At 62.3% G+C, this 15,071-nt stretch carries 16 protein-coding genes and 1 tRNA gene; 12 read left to right on the top strand and 5 right to left on the bottom strand.

Features of this window, described 5'->3' with window-relative positions; translation table 11 throughout:
• Positions 1 to 7 precede the first annotated feature (7 nt).
• From LDO54_RS25515 to LDO54_RS25490, 6 genes are all read left to right on the top strand, one after another.
• The gene (locus tag LDO54_RS25515) at positions 8 to 646 is read left to right on the top strand and encodes a hypothetical protein (protein ID WP_224013449.1); all 639 of its coding nucleotides are present in this window, start codon (positions 8 to 10) and stop codon (positions 644 to 646) included.
• Positions 647 to 751: 105 nt separating this feature from the next.
• Positions 752 to 1,357, top strand: coding sequence for a TetR/AcrR family transcriptional regulator (locus LDO54_RS25510; RefSeq protein WP_224013448.1), 606 nt, complete (start codon positions 752 to 754; stop codon positions 1,355 to 1,357).
• A 116-nt stretch (positions 1,358 to 1,473) separates the two neighbouring features.
• On the top strand, positions 1,474 to 2,166 hold the full coding sequence (locus LDO54_RS25505; RefSeq protein ID WP_224013447.1) for a type 1 glutamine amidotransferase domain-containing protein: 693 nt from the start codon (positions 1,474 to 1,476) through the stop codon (positions 2,164 to 2,166).
• Between the two features lie 122 nt (positions 2,167 to 2,288).
• Positions 2,289 to 3,443 carry an alkene reductase gene (locus LDO54_RS25500; protein ID WP_224013446.1) on the top strand — a complete coding sequence of 385 codons (1,155 nt, stop codon included), beginning with the start codon at positions 2,289 to 2,291 and terminating at the stop codon, positions 3,441 to 3,443.
• Positions 3,443 to 4,183 carry an SDR family oxidoreductase gene (locus LDO54_RS25495; RefSeq protein WP_224013445.1) on the top strand — a complete coding sequence of 247 codons (741 nt, stop codon included), beginning with the start codon at positions 3,443 to 3,445 and terminating at the stop codon, positions 4,181 to 4,183. The genes LDO54_RS25500 and LDO54_RS25495 overlap by 1 nt, the downstream gene beginning before the upstream one ends.
• A gap of 142 nt (positions 4,184 to 4,325) precedes the next feature.
• Positions 4,326 to 5,132, top strand: a complete 807-nt coding sequence (locus tag LDO54_RS25490; protein WP_224013444.1) for a pentapeptide repeat-containing protein — start codon at positions 4,326 to 4,328, stop codon at positions 5,130 to 5,132.
• On the opposite strand, the gene LDO54_RS25485 is transcribed toward LDO54_RS25490, so the two are convergent.
• Positions 5,095 to 5,616 (bottom strand): hypothetical protein, encoded by a 522-nt coding sequence (locus LDO54_RS25485; RefSeq protein WP_224013443.1) that lies wholly within the window; start codon positions 5,614 to 5,616, stop codon positions 5,095 to 5,097. The genes LDO54_RS25490 and LDO54_RS25485 overlap by 38 nt on opposite strands.
• Positions 5,617 to 5,851: 235 nt before the next feature.
• Between LDO54_RS25485 and LDO54_RS25480 the strand changes: the two genes are divergently transcribed.
• Entirely contained in the window at positions 5,852 to 7,432 is a 1,581-nt protein-coding gene (locus LDO54_RS25480; RefSeq protein ID WP_224013442.1) for a methyl-accepting chemotaxis protein, read from the top strand.
• 60 nt (positions 7,433 to 7,492) lie between these two features.
• Here the strand turns inward: LDO54_RS25480 and LDO54_RS25475 are convergent, their stop codons facing one another.
• Positions 7,493 to 8,335 carry an alpha/beta fold hydrolase gene (locus LDO54_RS25475; RefSeq protein ID WP_224013441.1) on the bottom strand — a complete coding sequence of 281 codons (843 nt, stop codon included), beginning with the start codon at positions 8,333 to 8,335 and terminating at the stop codon, positions 7,493 to 7,495.
• 188 nt (positions 8,336 to 8,523) lie between these two features.
• On the opposite strand from LDO54_RS25475, the gene LDO54_RS25470 reads away from it, so the two are divergent.
• Positions 8,524 to 10,074 carry a methyl-accepting chemotaxis protein gene (locus LDO54_RS25470; protein ID WP_224013440.1) on the top strand — a complete coding sequence of 517 codons (1,551 nt, stop codon included), beginning with the start codon at positions 8,524 to 8,526 and terminating at the stop codon, positions 10,072 to 10,074.
• A 60-nt stretch (positions 10,075 to 10,134) separates the two neighbouring features.
• Here the strand turns inward: LDO54_RS25470 and LDO54_RS25465 are convergent, their stop codons facing one another.
• The gene (locus LDO54_RS25465; protein ID WP_224013439.1) at positions 10,135 to 10,500 is read right to left on the bottom strand and encodes a DUF3175 domain-containing protein; all 366 of its coding nucleotides are present in this window, start codon (positions 10,498 to 10,500) and stop codon (positions 10,135 to 10,137) included.
• A gap of 201 nt (positions 10,501 to 10,701) precedes the next feature.
• Here LDO54_RS25465 and LDO54_RS25460 point away from each other — a divergent pair, with 201 nt between their 5' ends.
• Positions 10,702 to 11,004 (top strand): hypothetical protein, encoded by a 303-nt coding sequence (locus tag LDO54_RS25460; RefSeq protein WP_224013438.1) that lies wholly within the window; start codon positions 10,702 to 10,704, stop codon positions 11,002 to 11,004.
• A gap of 171 nt (positions 11,005 to 11,175) precedes the next feature.
• Positions 11,176 to 11,979 carry a transporter substrate-binding domain-containing protein gene (locus tag LDO54_RS25455; RefSeq protein WP_224013437.1) on the top strand — a complete coding sequence of 268 codons (804 nt, stop codon included), beginning with the start codon at positions 11,176 to 11,178 and terminating at the stop codon, positions 11,977 to 11,979.
• Between the two features lie 21 nt (positions 11,980 to 12,000).
• Here the strand turns inward: LDO54_RS25455 and LDO54_RS25450 are convergent, their stop codons facing one another.
• Together LDO54_RS25450 and LDO54_RS25445 are read right to left on the bottom strand one after the other, a co-directional pair.
• Positions 12,001 to 12,330: a DUF4148 domain-containing protein gene (locus tag LDO54_RS25450; RefSeq protein ID WP_224013436.1), complete on the bottom strand. Its 330-nt coding sequence runs from the start codon at positions 12,328 to 12,330 to the stop codon at positions 12,001 to 12,003.
• 213 nt (positions 12,331 to 12,543) lie between these two features.
• Positions 12,544 to 13,932: a uracil-xanthine permease family protein gene (locus tag LDO54_RS25445; protein ID WP_224013435.1), complete on the bottom strand. Its 1,389-nt coding sequence runs from the start codon at positions 13,930 to 13,932 to the stop codon at positions 12,544 to 12,546.
• Positions 13,933 to 13,945: 13 nt separating this feature from the next.
• Between LDO54_RS25445 and LDO54_RS25440 the strand changes: the two genes are divergently transcribed.
• Together LDO54_RS25440 and LDO54_RS25435 are read left to right on the top strand one after the other, a co-directional pair.
• Positions 13,946 to 14,665 (top strand): DUF4232 domain-containing protein, encoded by a 720-nt coding sequence (locus LDO54_RS25440; protein WP_436975677.1) that lies wholly within the window; start codon positions 13,946 to 13,948, stop codon positions 14,663 to 14,665.
• Between the two features lie 120 nt (positions 14,666 to 14,785).
• A tRNA-Leu gene (locus tag LDO54_RS25435) sits at positions 14,786 to 14,870 on the top strand.
• Positions 14,871 to 15,071 lie beyond the last annotated feature (201 nt).

Here is a 15,071-nt window from a genome sequence, read left to right as displayed (position 1 = left end):
TATAGCGATGAAAACTGTTTTTCTCACCACGATGATCGCGGCGGCAACACTCGCGCTCGGCGGCTGCCATTCGCGCGATGCCGCCAATCAAGCGAATTTCAGCGCCGCGCTGGAGCAGCATTTCGAAGCGCATGGCGATTTGTGCATCGGCCGTCATAGCTGGCCGGTCGATGTGCCCGATGTGCCCGCCGCCGGGCGTCTGCGCGACGGCATTCAGATGCCCGCGCTCGAACATGCGGGACTCGTCGAGCATGTCGATGCGGAGATGAAGCTGCATCGACGCGATGGCGCCGATGAGACCGTGAAAGCGCGTCGATACGATCTGACCGCGAAGGGCAAGGCGCTGTTCAATGCGCATCCGCACACGGCCGCTCGCGGCGCGGACGCGGCGCAGCCCGATCTCTGCTACGGCCATGTGCGTCTGGCGAAAGTCGCGGGCTGGGACGCGCCGCACAAGAGCGAGGACGACCCGGCGCATCTCGTCACCACGGTGCGTTACACCTACACGCTGGACCCGGCGCCGTGGGCGCGCGACGCGGCGGTGCAGGGCGCGTTTCCCGTGCTCGCGCGTGTCGTCAACGGGAGCGGTTCGCTGGAGTTGAAGCAGATGCTCGTGGCGGGTGATGACGGTTGGCATCCGCTTTGAGTGTGTTGGGCGAAGCGTTCGTCGCCTGGGCGGTGAAGGTGCGCTCAATTTTCACGTCGAAAAATTTACTAGACGACCGGTCGACTATGTGCCATAGTTCGACCCATGGAAACGACCCTCACCCCGGAAACCGCTGACGTTCGCGAGAAAATCATCGCGATCGGGCAGAGCATCATCGGCGCGAAAGGCTTTGCGGCGGTGGGCCTGAGCGAGATTCTCGCCGCGGCGGGCGTGCCGAAGGGGTCGTTCTACTATTACTTCGCGTCGAAAGACGCGTTTGGCGTGGCCTTGCTCGACAGCTATTTCGAGGATTATCTCGCCGAACTCGACACAACCTTGAGCCTGCCCGGCATGACCATGGCCGCACGGCTGATGCAGTACTGGCAAACCTGGCGCGAAACGCAGTCGTTTTTCGACTGCCAGGGGAAATGCCTCGCCGTGAAGCTGGGCGCCGAGGTGGCCGATATGTCCGAGGCCATGCGGGCGACGCTCAATCGCGGCACGGCTGGCGTCGTCGCGCGGCTGGCGGGCGCCATCGAGGCGGGCGTCGCCGAAGGCTCGCTCGCGGTCGACGCGGAACCACGCGTCGTCGCGCAAAGCCTGTATCAGCTTTGGCTCGGCTCCAGCGTGATGGTCAAGATCGTGCGCAATCTGCAGCCTTTCGAGGTCGCGCTCGACACCACGCGGCGGACGCTGCATTTGCCGTCCTGAACGCGTAGCAACGGATTTTTTCCAGGCACTTCGGTGGAAGTGCCTTTTTTAGGCCCGGTTACTAGACGACCGGTCTACTATATGGGGCGCATTGCCTCGCTCGACGGAGAAGCAACATGAAAGTCCTGATGGTTCTGACCTCGCACGATCAACTGGGCAACACCGGCCGCAAGACGGGCTTCTGGCTCGAAGAACTCGCGGCGCCTTATTACGCGTTCCAGGACGCGGGCGCGCAAATCGTCCTCGCGTCGCCGCAGGGCGGCCAGCCGCCGCTCGACCCGAAAAGCGACGAGCCGGCGTTCCAGACCGAACTGACGCATCGCTTCCAGGCCGATGCCGTCGCGAAGGCGCAGCTTGCCGCCACCGTGCGTCTCGACAGCGTCTCGCACGACGACTTCGACGCGGTCTTTTATCCGGGCGGCCACGGCCCGCTCTGGGATCTGGCCGAAGACCCGGTTTCGATCGCGCTGATCCAGTCTTTCCACGCGGCCGGCAAGCCCACGGCGCTCGTGTGCCACGCGCCGGGCGTGCTGCGTCACGTGAAGACGCCGGATGGCCGTCCGCTCGTCGAAGGCCGCAAGGTGACGGGCTTCACGAATACCGAGGAAGAGGCCGTGGGCCTGACCGACGTGGTGCCGTTCCTCGTCGAGGACGAATTGAAGGCGAAGGGCGGCATCTATTCGAAGCTCGACGATTGGGCGGTCTATGTCGTGACCGACGGCGTGCTGATCACTGGCCAGAATCCGGCGTCTTCGGGTCCGGCTGCCGTCGAGTTGCTCGCGCATCCGGCGCTCGCTGGTAAGCACTAAAAAGCCTGCGCTAAAAACAAGAGCCCGGCACAGGGCTCCGTCGATGTCATCGACAGCATGAATATCACGCGGTGCGGGCGATGTCGCCCGCTCCCTCTCGCAACACGTTTCAAGGACTAGTTATGCAGCACTCCGAATTATTTGAATCCGCAACGCTCGGACCGTATCGACTCAAGAACCGCATCGTGCTGCCGCCGCTCACGCGTCAGCGCAGCGCGCGCGATGGCGACGTTGCGACCGACCTGATGGCCGACTACTATCGTCAGCGTGCGAGTGCCGGGCTGATCGTGAGCGAAGGCACGCAGATCGAGCCGCGCGGGCAGGGTTATGCGTGGACGCCGGGCATCTACAGCGAGGCGCAGATCGCGGGCTGGCGCAAGGTCACCGACGCCGTGCACGAAGCAGGCGGCATCATGTTCGCGCAGCTCTGGCACGTGGGCCGCGTGTCGCACAACGCGCTGCAGCCGGACGGCACGGCGCCGGTCGCGCCCTCGGCGATTCAGGCGAAGCAAGCGAAGGCTTTCATTGCAACCGGCCCCGACACGGGCACGTTGGTCGCGCCGCCGGTGCCGCGCGCGCTGACCACGGCGGAGATCGGCGAAATCGTCGAGTTTTATGCGCAGGCCGCGCGCAACGCGCTCGCCGCCGGTTTCGACGGCGTGGAAATTCACGCGGCCAACGGTTATCTCGTCAATCAGTTTATTTCCGCGCATTCGAATCAGCGCGACGACGAATACGGCGGCTCGCTGCAAAACCGTCTACGCTTTCTGCGTGAAGTCGTCGAGGCGGTGGCGAAAGTCGTTGGTCCGGGCCGATTGGGCGTGCGCTTCGCGCCGCTGTTCGCCGGTACCGATGAGGACCGCGTGTATATCGGTCTCGTCGAGGACGATCCGCATCGCACCTATATCGAAGCCATCAAGATTCTCGACGAAGTCGGCGTGGCGTATCTCTCGATTGCGGAAGCCGATTGGGACAACGCGCCCGAGCTGCCGGAAGATTTCCGCCGTGCCGTGCGCGGGACATTCCGCGGCCGCATTCTCTATGCGGGGCGCTATACGGCGGAACGCGGCGCGCGGCTGCTGGCAAGCGGCCTCGCGGATCTGATTGCATTCGGCCGTCCTTTTATTGCGAACCCCGATTTGCCCGCGCGCATTGCAAACGGCTGGCCGCTTAACGCAGTCGACGCCGCCACGCTGTATGGCGGCACGGAAAAAGGCTTGACCGATTATCCGACCTACAGTGCATCCCAACGTATCGCTACCGAAGAGGTTCTGTGATGAGCAAGAACATTGAAAGCAAGGTCGTGCTGATTACCGGCGCGAGCAGTGGCATCGGCGCGGTGACCGCGCGTCATCTCGCGGCGCAGGGCGCGCACGTGGCCGTCGCCGCGCGCCGCACGGATCGGCTCGACGAACTGGTCGCGGAAATCGAATCCGCAGGCGGACGCGCGAAAGCCTATGCGCTCGACGTCACCGACAAGGCACAGGTGGAGCGCGTGGTGGCGGCGGTCGTGACCGACTTCGGGCGTCTCGACGTGCTGATCAACAATGCGGGGCTGATGCCGATTCGTCCGATGGCCGAGGTGAACACCGACGAATGGGACGCGATGATCGACGTGAATATCAAAGGCACGCTATACGGTATTGCCGCCGCGCTGCCGCGTTTCCTGCAACAGCAAAGCGGCCATTTCATCAATCTCAGTTCGGTGGCGGGCATCAAGGTTTTTGCGCCGGGCGGCACGGTGTATTCGGGCACCAAGTTCGCGGTGCGCGCGATTTCCGAAGGGCTGCGCCAGGAAGTGGGCGAGAATATTCGCGTAACGTCGATTGAACCCGGCGCCGTCGATAGCGAGCTGAAACACAGCACGACAGGGACCGCGCAGCAAACCGTGCTCGACTTTTACAAGCAGGCCGTGCCCGCCGAATCGGTGGCGCGTGCGATCGCGTTCGCCATCGAACAACCGGCGGACGTCGATATCAACGAGATCGTGATTCGCCCGACGCGTCAGGAATTCTAGTCGCCACGCCCGCGTGATGCGCGTGTGATTCGTATGCAATTCGCGCGCTTGCCGTTGCGAAGCGGATCGCGCGGGCGGTAGAATTCGTCTCGCCGAAAATAGAGTGGCAGGTTGGTATCTCCTGCGCCCCATGAGGGGTTCTATGCATGCCGCGGCGTCAACCTTACTTTCACAAGTCGAGGGGGCGCACCGTGGTTTCCATGCGCGCTCCTCGCGAATGGGATGTGTACCGATGAGCAATCACGCAAACGACCCGTCGGCCGGCAACGGCGAGGTGTTCACCGAAATGAGCTTCACGCGCGACGAGTTGGCTCGCGCACTGCGAGCGGCCGGCGACGAACCGACTTTCGAGCGCTGCGATTTCGAAGGCGAGGATCTTTCCAATCTGGATTTTCGCGCGGCGCGATTCGCTCAATGCCATATCGGCCAGACCCGTTTCGAACACAGCGATTTGTCGCGAACGCGATGGGTCGGCTGCAAAGGCGCGTCGGCGAGCTTCCGTTATTCGAATGCGGGCGATGCGCGATTTATCCGCAGCGATTTGAATAATACCGATTGGACCGGCGCCAAACTCGGCTCGACCCTGTTCACCGAAGTGAAATTGACGGGCGCGCGTTTCATCGATACTCGCGCATTGGGCCTGAGTTTCCATGAATCGCTGCTCGTGGGCGCTACGCTCCGAGGACTGTCGTTTCGCAAACAAACACTCGAGAAACTGAATTTCTCCGATGCCGATCTGGCGGATTGCGACTTCCGCGACGCCGTGTTCGACGGCGGCAGTCTTGGCAACGTGCGCCTGCTGAATACGCGTTTCGACGGTGCCGATCTGCGCCAGGTCGACCTCAGCGGTCTGCGTTTGTCGGACGTCCAGCAGCATCTGAAAGGCACGATTCTTTCTGTCGATCAGGCGGTCATGTTGATCGGCGATTGCGGCGTTCGTGTGATGTGATTTGCGACGGGCGAAACCACGCCACGGCGATGAAGCACAACCAGTTCGCGAGCAGGGCGCCGATTGGCACGATGAATAGCGTAGCGCCATGCAGACCCGCCGCGATGAGTGCCGCGCCGGTGGCGATCGTCGCGACGATCGGAAGCAGGAACAGGCCGATCCCGCGCAAGGCCGTCGCGACGCTCAGCGCCGCGACGATTGCCTCGCGCTTCAACCGCCATGCGCCGGTGCGCTCGATACAGCCGGCGCAGACCGCGCCCGCGAAATAGAAACATACGGCCAATGCCGCTCCGATCCAATGAACGCGCGTCATCGGCGGGGCGGCATGGTTGCCGCGAAAGTTGACCGCCAACGTCTGCGTGACCAGCGGATCAAACGCCAGCATCAGCGCATAAGCGCACGCCGCCGAGTAAATCATGTAGCCCAGCCAGCCGAACTGGATCCGCGCAAAAGACCGTTTTGCCGATTCGTGTTGGGCGCTCATGAAAGTCGATTTCTCCTCGCAAAAGCACGGATACCCATCCGACATCTTGCCGCCGATTCCGGCACTATTTTATTGCTTGTCTGAATCTTAAACACGGGCTGAAGCAGCGCGCAAACCTTTGCGCGAATCATATTAGAAAAAGAGCTTTCGAAAACCCTTCAGAAGCCCGACGCCATGCCGTAACCACAGACGTATTCAGCACATCTGCGTGACGCGCATCTGCCCAGGGAGGCCTATGAAGAATACGAAGTTGTCGACGCGTTTGATTGCGGGTTTTTCCTTGCTGACCTTCCTGCTGCTCGGCGTGGCCGGCGTGGCGTTCTACGGCCTTTCGCAACTGAATAGCCGGCTCGACGAGATCGCGCGCGTCAACAATACCGAATCGCGCCTCGCCAATGTATTGAAGTCGTCGATTCAGGACCGTGCGATTGCGGTGCGCAACCTCGCATTCCTGGAGAGCCACCAGGATCTGCTCGCCGAAGTCGAGCGCATCCGCAAACAGGATCGCATTTACGCCGATGCGTCGCGGCAGCTGCGCGAGATGTTCCAGCAGGAACCCGCCACGGGCGACACCGAGCGCAAGCTGCTGGCCGAAGTCGATCAACTCGAAGCGCAAGCCGTCCCGCCGATGAACAAGGCCATCGACCTTGCGCTCGCCAGCGATATCGCGGGCGCGACCCGCACGATCATGCACGAAGCGCGGCCGCCTCAGCGCGTGTGGCTCGCCAAGGCCGTCGCGCTCGCGGAGCAGGCCGACGAGCAGAACGCCAGGTCGCACAAGGAAGCGATTGCGACTTATGCGAGCATCCGCATGCTGGTCGGCGCGCTGGTTGCGCTGGCAGTTCTTGTGGCGATTGTCACGGCGGTGGTGCTGACGCGCAGCGTGCTGCGTCAGTTGGGCGGCGAGCCCAGCGAGGCGCAACACATCGCCGGGCAGATCGCGGCGGGCAATCTGCTCGTGCCGATTACGTTGACGCAGGGCGACGACCGCAGCCTGATGGCCTCGCTCGAAGCGATGCGCGCGCAGCTAACCCGCATCGTCACCGACATCAAGACTTCGGCGGAATCGATTGCGTCGGCGGCGGGTGAGATCGCGCAGGGCAATCTCGATCTCTCGCAGCGCACGGAAGAACAGGCCGCGTCGCTCGAACAGACCGCCGCGAGCATGGAAGAGTTGACGTCGACCGTGAAAGCGAACACCGACAACGCGCGCCAGGGCAGCACGCTGGCGGGCACCGCCTCGCAGACGGCGACGTCGGGCGGCGATGTGGTGCGCCGCGTCGTCAGCACGATGGAGGATATTTCGTCGAGTTCGTCGAGGGTCGTCGAGATTATTTCGGTTATCGAAGGGATTGCGTTTCAGACCAATATTCTCGCGCTCAATGCCGCCGTCGAAGCGGCGCGCGCGGGCGAGGAAGGGCGCGGCTTCGCGGTCGTGGCGGGCGAAGTGCGCGCGCTCGCGCAGCGCAGCGCCGGGGCGGCGAAAGAGATCAAGGAGCTGATCGAAACGTCGGTCTCTCATGTGCGGACCGGGTCGGCGCTCGTGCAGGACGCGGGGCAAACCATGCACGAGGTCGTGCGCTCGGTGCAGCGCGTGACCGACATCATGGGCGAGATCACGTCCGCTTCGGTCGAGCAGACGACGGGCATCGAGCAGGTCAACACCGCCGTGACCCAGATGGACGAAGTCACGCAACAGAACGCCGCGCTCGTTGAACAGGCGAGCGCCGCCGCGCAGGCGCTGGCCGATCAGGCCGAAACGCTGCGCGCGGCGGTTTCGATTTTCAAGGTGGAGGCGGCGTCGGGGTTGCGGTGAGAATGCGGACCGGCAAATAAGTTAGGGTGACGAATTATTGTGGACATTGAGAGCGGCCGCTCAAATCGGGCGCGCCGCGCGTCCCGATTCCACATCGTCGAGAAAGCGTTCGAGCACGCTATCGAAATGCGCCGCTTGCTGCCAGAACGGCGCGTGTCCGGCGTCGGGCAGCCGATGGCAGCGTGCTTCCCAGAGATTGCGAAATGCCACGCGATCGAGGTAGTCGAGATTGATGATCTTGTCGTCGGCGCCGTTCAGCACCGCAATGGGCACGGCGCTGTTTTTGACCAGCACGCGTTGATCGGCGTAATCGTCGGCGCGCATGGCCTGAAAAAGATGCTCGCGAAAGCGGCCATCCGAGCGAATCATGGCATCTCTCAGGAAAGGCTCGGGTGGCTCGCCGAATATCGCCTGCATGAAGCCGTCGATATCGGCATCGGACAGCGTTTTGCGGCCCGCCGCGCCCGCTTGCGGCAATCCCATGAAGCCTTCGCGCATGGTGTCGCGGCCGACCGGCGGCGTCCCGACGATCATCAGCCCGTGCATGCCCGCATAGCGCGTGAGCATGTCGATGCCGATATGCCCGCCGAGCGACCAGCCGACCACCACCGCTTCGGCGATATCGAGTGTTTGCAGCAATTCGACCGCGGCATCCGCGAAACCGCCGCGCGTATAAGTGCGCGACGGATCGGGCGCATTGCTCGATAGACCGTGTCCGGGCAGGTCGAGCGCGATCAGGCGTCGCCCGTGTGCGAGCCGTCCGCGTAACTGCTGCCTGAAAACCTCGCTGCACGACGAATTGCCGTGGATAAACAACACGGCGCGCGCGCCCGCGCCGCTTTCCTGAAACGCAATCGAACCGTGTGACGTCGTGACCGTGCTGTGGCGAATGGCAGCGTGCATGGCAATCTCCTTGCTGGATTCGACGACAACACTCGAAGACCCGGCGATATTCCGCCCCATTTTCCACGCCACACCTTCGCGCGCTCGTCACGAAAGCGCTTGTCGGCGAATTCTGGTTGGTATACCGTATTACAATTTTGATTGCCCGTGAGCCAAAGCTCGCGGCCGGTTTCGATTCCAACCTGAACATGAAGATGCAGAACCTTTCGATCGGCAAGAAGTTGACCTCGGCGTTCTGCGTCGTTATCGCCGTGTTTCTCGTGAGCTCGGCCGTGTGCTGGTACGGCCTCAACGCCATCGATCAGAAGCAGCAGCAAAACGCCGTGTCGGTGCAGGCGCAGCGGCTCGTGAAAGATGCGAACGCCGATTATCTGAACATCATCTGGGCGCTGCTCGCTTATAACCTCGACGGCCAGCCCGGCCATATGAAGTGGAAGGTCGATCACATCGGCGATTTCCGCACGCGCATGGCCGCGATCAAGGCGCTCGATCCCGCCGACACGGAGCGCAATCAGCTCATCGATACGGCCGTCGCGCAGTACGACGCGTGGGAAACGAAAGTCGTCGATCCGATGCTCGCGATGCGCACGCACGTGAACGAGGGCAGCGCCACGCTCGCACAGTTGAGCGCGCTGACCGAAAGCTTCGGCAGCTATCTGGGCACGGGCGACATGATTGCCGCTGTCGATGCACTCGACAAGGCCGAGAGCCAGCGCATCGACACGCGCACCGCGGAACTCGCGGCGCTGCGCCACACGATCTATGTGAGCGTTGCGCTGGCCGCTGCGCTCGCGGTGTTGTGCGCGGGCCTCGCGGGGCGCTGGCTGGTCAAGGCGATTCGCGATCCGCTCGCGCGCGCGGTCGACACCGCGCAGGCGATTGCCGCCGGCCGTCTCGACAGCCGTATCGAACGCGATCGCACCGACGAAACCGGCCGCCTGCTCGCGGCGATGGATGCGATGCAGACATCGTTGCAGACGATCGTCGGTTCGGTCACGCAAGGCGTGGAAGCCGTGAAGGTGGGCGCCTCGCAGATCGCGGCGGGCAACACGGATTTGTCGTCGCGCACCGAGCAACAGGCGGCGGCGCTCGAAGAAACCTCGGCGACCACGCATGAACTCACCGAGGCCGTGCGCCAGAACGCCGACAACGCGCGCCACGCGTGCGAAGTGATCGTGCGCGCGATGGACGCCGTGAATGCGGGCAATGCGATGTCGTCGCAAATGATCGAGACGATGAACGAGGCGTCGGGCAGCGCGGAAAAGATCGCGTCGATTACCGCGATCATCGAAGGCATTGCATTCCAGACCAATATTCTCGCGCTCAACGCGGCAGTCGAGGCGGCGCGCGCGGGCACGGAAGGGCGCGGCTTCGCGGTGGTTGCATCGGAAGTGCGTTCGCTCGCGCAGCGCTCGTCGACGGCCGCGAAGGAGATCAAGGAGTTGATCGAGCAATCGACGACGTCGATCTCGGGCGGCGTGACGCGCGCGCATGATGTCGGCGCGACGATGACGCGTTTGCGCGCCGATATCGCGACCGCGAAAGACGTGTTCGAGACCATCGCACAGGCATCGAACGAACAAAGCCGCGGACTCGAACAGGTCAATCAGGCCATCGCGCAGATGGATCAGGTCACGCAGCAAAACGCCGCGCTCGTGGAAGAGGCGGCCGCCGCCGCGCACGCGCTCGATGAGCAGGCGGTGCGCTTGCAGGGCGCGGTTGGGGTGTTTGCGGTTTGAATCGCGTTTAATCTTGCTGATTGATATCTGGGTGCAGACGCGGCAATTCCCCGTTGCCGATTACGGTTTGCGCCCAAAAGCCTCGCGCAATTTACCCTTCGCTTTTTGCAGCGTTTCCTTGCGCGTTTTCGGCAAATTGCGGCCTGCGCGATTGATGTAGAAGTTCAGCATCGACATCGCGGATTGATAAGGCGTTCCTTTGCGCCGGCGGCTATGCAGTGACGACGCCTTGAGCGACTGGGCGATTTCTTCGGCATTGCCGCTTTTAAACACGCCCGATTCGATATCCATGGCGTCGCTGGTTTCGTTGACGTGTTTCGACCAGCGCTGCGTAGCATTGCCAGTGCGATTGGCGGCGCGCGCGTGGCGTTGGCGGGCCGGGCGGTTGCCTTTGCGGCGCGTCGAGGAATGAGGGCGGGTTGCCATAGAGAATCACCATGAACTGGGGGAAATTGCGCACAGTGCGCGCAATTCCGGTGCCTTGCTGCGCTCGTTCTTTTCGACGTTTTGCGCGTTCTCAGGGGCGGGCATGGTGTATGCATCGTATTGATCGAACTGTGCATGCGTGCGTCGAAGCGTCAGGGAATCCATGCAGGCGCAGCGCCAGTTGCAAGGAGGAAGTGAATCATGAACGCCCATTCCAACCGCCCGCATTACCAGGTCAATATTTGCCGCGGCGATTTTCGTCACGTGCGCGAATGCTTCGTTGCATGGAAAAGCGAACCGCTTGTCTATCGCATGAATCAGAAGATGTTCGAGGGCCGCGACGAAGTCCGCGCGTTGTCGGATCAGTGTTACGACAACGCGGAGAAGGCGCGCAAGGCGCTTCAGGTTGCGTGCAGCCCGGAGGATCCGTATGCATTGGCCGTCGAAGTCTGCAACGACGACCGCGCCATGTGGATCGTGATGGCCGCATACGGCGAATACTAAAAAATCGCGCTTCGCTCAATCGCGCCGACGCGTGTTCGGGTTCGTAGTATGCTTGGGCGAAACCGGGCCGCATCGCCATCGCGTGCCTGGTTTGAGTCGTAGATGTTCGTCGTGAATCATGGTGCATTCGATTTTCGTATAACGAATCAGCCGATAACGAGGAGACGTCGAATGAAGATCGCGAAGCTGCTGTTCACGGGTGTGCTGGCCGCCTCGGCATGGGGCGCGGTGTCGGTGTCCGCGCATGCGGAAGATCTGCTCGATAGCGTGAAGCAGTCGGGCGTACTCAAGGTCGGCCTCGAAGGCACCTATCCGCCATTCGATTCGCGCAATAGCGAAGGGCAGCTCGAAGGCTTCGACGTCGATATCGCAAAGGCGGTGGCGGCGAAACTCGGCGTCAAACCGGAATTCGTTCCCACCGAATGGAGCGGCATTATCGCGGCGCTGCAGGCGGGTAAATTCGACGTGATCGTCAATCAGGTGACCATCACGCCGCAACGTCAGCAGGCGGTGGATTTCAGTCAACCCTATACGTATTCGGCGGCGCAATTGATTCAACGCGCCGACGATAAACGCGACTTCAAAGCGCTCGACGAATTCAAGGGCGACAAGAAACTCGGCGTGACGCTCGGCACGAATTACGATCAGATGGCGCGCGCCGTGCCCGGCATCAACGTGCAGACTTATCCCGGCGCGCCGGAGAAATTGCGCGATCTGGCGGCCAAACGAATCGACGCTACGATCGACGATCGTTTGATGTTGCCGTACATGATCAAGACTTCGCATTTGCCGCTGCGTCCCGGCGCGGTGCTCAAGGGCGCGAATCAGGAAATGGGCATTCCGTTCCGCAAGAACAATCCGAAGTTCGAGAAAGCAATTAACGACGCGCTGACGCAATTAAAGCAGGACGGCACGCTCAAGAAAATCTCGATGCATTGGTTCGGCAGCGATGTGACGGTGCCGATTGCGCAATAAGCGCGCCGCCCTGATCGGCAATCAACCGCCCGTATAGAGATTGCAGAAGCTCATCGGCCCGACGCAGACGGTCTGCGGCGCGCCGGTGTCGCTTGTGCCTTGCATGGGCGCGCCCATGCCGCTCGGTTGCGCGGCCGGGCTCGCGGTCGGGCTATGTGCGACCTGCTGAGCGAAGACGGGGCTCACATCGGGATACGAAGCGTCGGTGACGAAGCGCGAGCCGTTGGCCTGCGCTTCGATCAGTTGTTCGCGAACCTGTTCGCGCGTGAGGGCTTGAGCGGAGGCGCTGGCCGATACGCCGACACAGGCGAGCGCGGACAGCGAAACAATGAGTGTGCGGTAGGGCTTCATTTCGAACTCCTGAGGATGATGGGGAATTCGGCAGGAAGAAGATGTCCGGCCGGTGCAAAGGAGACTGCACCGGTTATACCGTCGCGGGCCGCACGCTATTCCCGCGTATTTGTAACGACGCTGCGGACGAACGCTAACGTCGTTGCCGGAAAGCGGCGCGATGGATGCGCCGCTTTCCGCTGAGGCTTATTGCTTTTGCCTTATTGCCGTCGCTTATTTCCGCTCGGGCAGGAACCAGTTCATCACGAGCGCGCAAATGCCGCCCGTGGCGACACCCGACTCCAGCACGTTCTTGAGCGCGTGCGGCAGGCTGGTGAGAATTTCCGGCACCTGCGAGACGCCGAGTCCCAGCGCCAGCGACACCGCGATGATCAGCAGCGCGCGGCGATCGAGCGTGATGCCCGAGAGAATGTTGATGCCCGATGCGGCCACCGCGCCGAACATCACCATGGCCGCGCCGCCCAGCACCGGTTCCGGCACCGCTTGCAGCACGCCTGCGACCGGCGGAAACAGACCGAGCACCACGAGCATGCCCGCGATCCAGAGGCCCACATGGCGGCTCGCAATACCCGTGAGTTGAATCACGCCATTGTTCTGCGCGAACACCGAACTCGGGAACGTGTTGAACACGCCGGCCAGCAGCGAATTGAAACCGTTGACGAGCACGCCGCCCTTGATGCGCTGCATCCAGACCGGACCTTCGACGGGCTGCTTCGAAATCTTGCTGGTGGCCGTGACGTCGCCAATCGCTTCGAGCGAGGTGACGAGATAAATGATCAGCATCGGCACGAAAAGCGACCATGAAAAACTAATGCCGAAATGCAACGGGGTCGGAATCTGAAACAGCGCGGCTTCACGCGCGCCAGTGAAGTCGAGACGGCCGAGCGCGCCCGCCACGAGATAACCGATCGCCAGCGCGATCACGAGCGCCGTGCTACGCACCCACACGACGGGCACGCGATTGAGCAGGATGATCGTGCCGAGCACGGTGCACGAGAGCGCGAGATTCTGCGGGCTCGCGAAATTGCCCTTCGCAATCGCGCTATAGCCGCCGCCCATGCTGATGAGGCCGACCTTGATGAGCGTGAGGCCGATAAGGAGCACCACGATGCCCGTGACGAGCGGCGTGATGAGGCGCTTCACGAAAGGCAGGATGCGCGAGACGCCCATTTCCACGAACGATCCTGCGATCACGACGCCGAAAATGGCCGACATCACCGTTTCGACGGGCGTGCCTTGCTTGACCATCAGACTGCCGCCCGCGATCAGCGGCCCGACGAAATTGAAACTGGTGCCCTGCACGATGAGCAGCCCCGCGCCCAGCGGGCCGAAGCGTTTGCATTGCAGGAAGGTGGCGATGCCGGAAATCACGAGCGACATCGACACGATCAGCGTGGTGTCGCGGCTGGACACGTTGAGCGCCTGGCAGATCAGCAGGCCGGGCGTGACGATGGGCACGAGAATGGCCAGCAGATGCTGCAGGGCCGCCACGAAAGCGATGGTCGGGGCGGGGCGGTCGTCGGGGCCGTAGACGAGGTCGTGCGTGAGATCGGCGTCGTCGGCGCCCTGAGTGGCGCGCGGAGCGGAGGAAGCGGGTTGCATCGGCGAGACGGAAATGGCGGGTGGAAAGGAAAAGGCGGGATTTTACCGGGTTGGCGCGGGCCATGGCCGACGGCGGCCGCGACTCGCGCGCGCGGCGCGCATCCGGCTGGAACTTTTCGGCTTCCTGGCCCCCTTATTTACTGGGGCCAATTCCATGGAGGCGAGCAGCACAATGACAATACGCATTCACTTACGCGCGATGATGGCCGGCGGTTTCGCGCTGTTATTCGCGTGCGGTGCGGCTTATGCGGGAGGCGCGGGCGCCGCCAATTCTTCCACGCAGGCTTCTGCCAATCTTCCGGCGTGCCGCGCGGATCAACTCGCCTTGCAACTGGACGACGGCGGTGGCGATTTCAACGGCATGTCGCATAGCGGCACGTATATCGTGCTGCGCAATCGCAGCAACACGGCCTGTCTGCTGCCCGCGCGCGTACCGCTCTCGTTTCTGGATAAACGTCAGCGCGTGCTGCGCGCATCGATGCAATCGATGCCCGGCATGCATCCCGGTCCGGCGCTGAGGCCCGTCACGCTCGCCGCGAAGGGCGCAGCGAGAGGCAGCGTGCGCTGGGTTTCCGGCGAAGTGTTCGACAACACGCATTGCATCGATCCCGCTTATTTGCGGCTTCGCGTTGGACAGGGCGCGTTGACGGCGCGTTTTCGCGGCCATCTATGCGGCTCGGCCGACGACGGTCCGCGTTATCAGTTCACACCGTTTGGGCCCTGGACGCCGTAATCGAAGTCGTTGCGCGTGCCCGAAGCGGCGCGCGCGTGATGCGTTTATCGCGTCTTGAAACACGCAATGAAAAAAGGGCTTCGCAAATCGAAAATTTGTCGATACAATGGCGACCCTCTTGCTCAGGTGGCGAAATTGGTAGACGCACTATCTTGAGGGGGTAGCGCCGCGAGGCATGCGGGTTCGAGTCCCGCCCTGAGCACCAGAGAGTATCCTTTTCTCTAAGGATACTGATGATCGAAAAGGTAAAAGGCCCAGCGGGTCTTTTCCATTTCTTATTCGATCTGCCAGCATTCACGCCGTTTTTTGCGGCGCAAACGATGCTTCGGCTTTTTCATTTTCATCTCGATCGGTTTCGATATTCGTCGGTGCGATGCTGCGTTTTCAGCGATCGCCGCTAGTCGTG

It is taken from the genome of Paraburkholderia tropica (assembly GCF_914484835.1).
GTDB classification, from domain to species: domain Bacteria; phylum Pseudomonadota; class Gammaproteobacteria; order Burkholderiales; family Burkholderiaceae; genus Paraburkholderia; species Paraburkholderia tropica_A.
This window is presented reverse-complemented; position numbering and strand designations above follow the sequence as displayed.

Bases quoted from the DNA above. Each gene is read 5' to 3' on its own strand.
- LDO54_RS25460 (WP_224013438.1), top strand. From the start codon at position 10,702: ATGAACGCCCATTCCAACCGCCCGCATTACCAGGTCAATATTTGCCGC.
- LDO54_RS25490 (WP_224013444.1), top strand. From the start codon at position 4,326: ATGCATGCCGCGGCGTCAACCTTACTTTCACAAGTCGAGGGGGCGCAC.
- LDO54_RS25475 (WP_224013441.1), bottom strand. From the start codon at position 8,335: ATGCACGCTGCCATTCGCCACAGCACGGTCACGACGTCACACGGTTCG.
- LDO54_RS25470 (WP_224013440.1), top strand. From the start codon at position 8,524: ATGAAGATGCAGAACCTTTCGATCGGCAAGAAGTTGACCTCGGCGTTC.
- LDO54_RS25480 (WP_224013442.1), top strand. From the start codon at position 5,852: ATGAAGAATACGAAGTTGTCGACGCGTTTGATTGCGGGTTTTTCCTTG.
- LDO54_RS25495 (WP_224013445.1), top strand. From the start codon at position 3,443: ATGAGCAAGAACATTGAAAGCAAGGTCGTGCTGATTACCGGCGCGAGC.
- LDO54_RS25515 (WP_224013449.1), top strand. From the start codon at position 8: ATGAAAACTGTTTTTCTCACCACGATGATCGCGGCGGCAACACTCGCG.
- LDO54_RS25440 (WP_436975677.1), top strand. From the start codon at position 13,946: ATGGCGGGTGGAAAGGAAAAGGCGGGATTTTACCGGGTTGGCGCGGGC.
- LDO54_RS25450 (WP_224013436.1), bottom strand. From the start codon at position 12,330: ATGAAGCCCTACCGCACACTCATTGTTTCGCTGTCCGCGCTCGCCTGT.
- LDO54_RS25500 (WP_224013446.1), top strand. From the start codon at position 2,289: ATGCAGCACTCCGAATTATTTGAATCCGCAACGCTCGGACCGTATCGA.
- LDO54_RS25510 (WP_224013448.1), top strand. From the start codon at position 752: ATGGAAACGACCCTCACCCCGGAAACCGCTGACGTTCGCGAGAAAATC.
- LDO54_RS25485 (WP_224013443.1), bottom strand. From the start codon at position 5,616: ATGAGCGCCCAACACGAATCGGCAAAACGGTCTTTTGCGCGGATCCAG.
- LDO54_RS25445 (WP_224013435.1), bottom strand. From the start codon at position 13,932: ATGCAACCCGCTTCCTCCGCTCCGCGCGCCACTCAGGGCGCCGACGAC.
- LDO54_RS25505 (WP_224013447.1), top strand. From the start codon at position 1,474: ATGAAAGTCCTGATGGTTCTGACCTCGCACGATCAACTGGGCAACACC.
- LDO54_RS25465 (WP_224013439.1), bottom strand. From the start codon at position 10,500: ATGGCAACCCGCCCTCATTCCTCGACGCGCCGCAAAGGCAACCGCCCG.
- LDO54_RS25455 (WP_224013437.1), top strand. From the start codon at position 11,176: ATGAAGATCGCGAAGCTGCTGTTCACGGGTGTGCTGGCCGCCTCGGCA.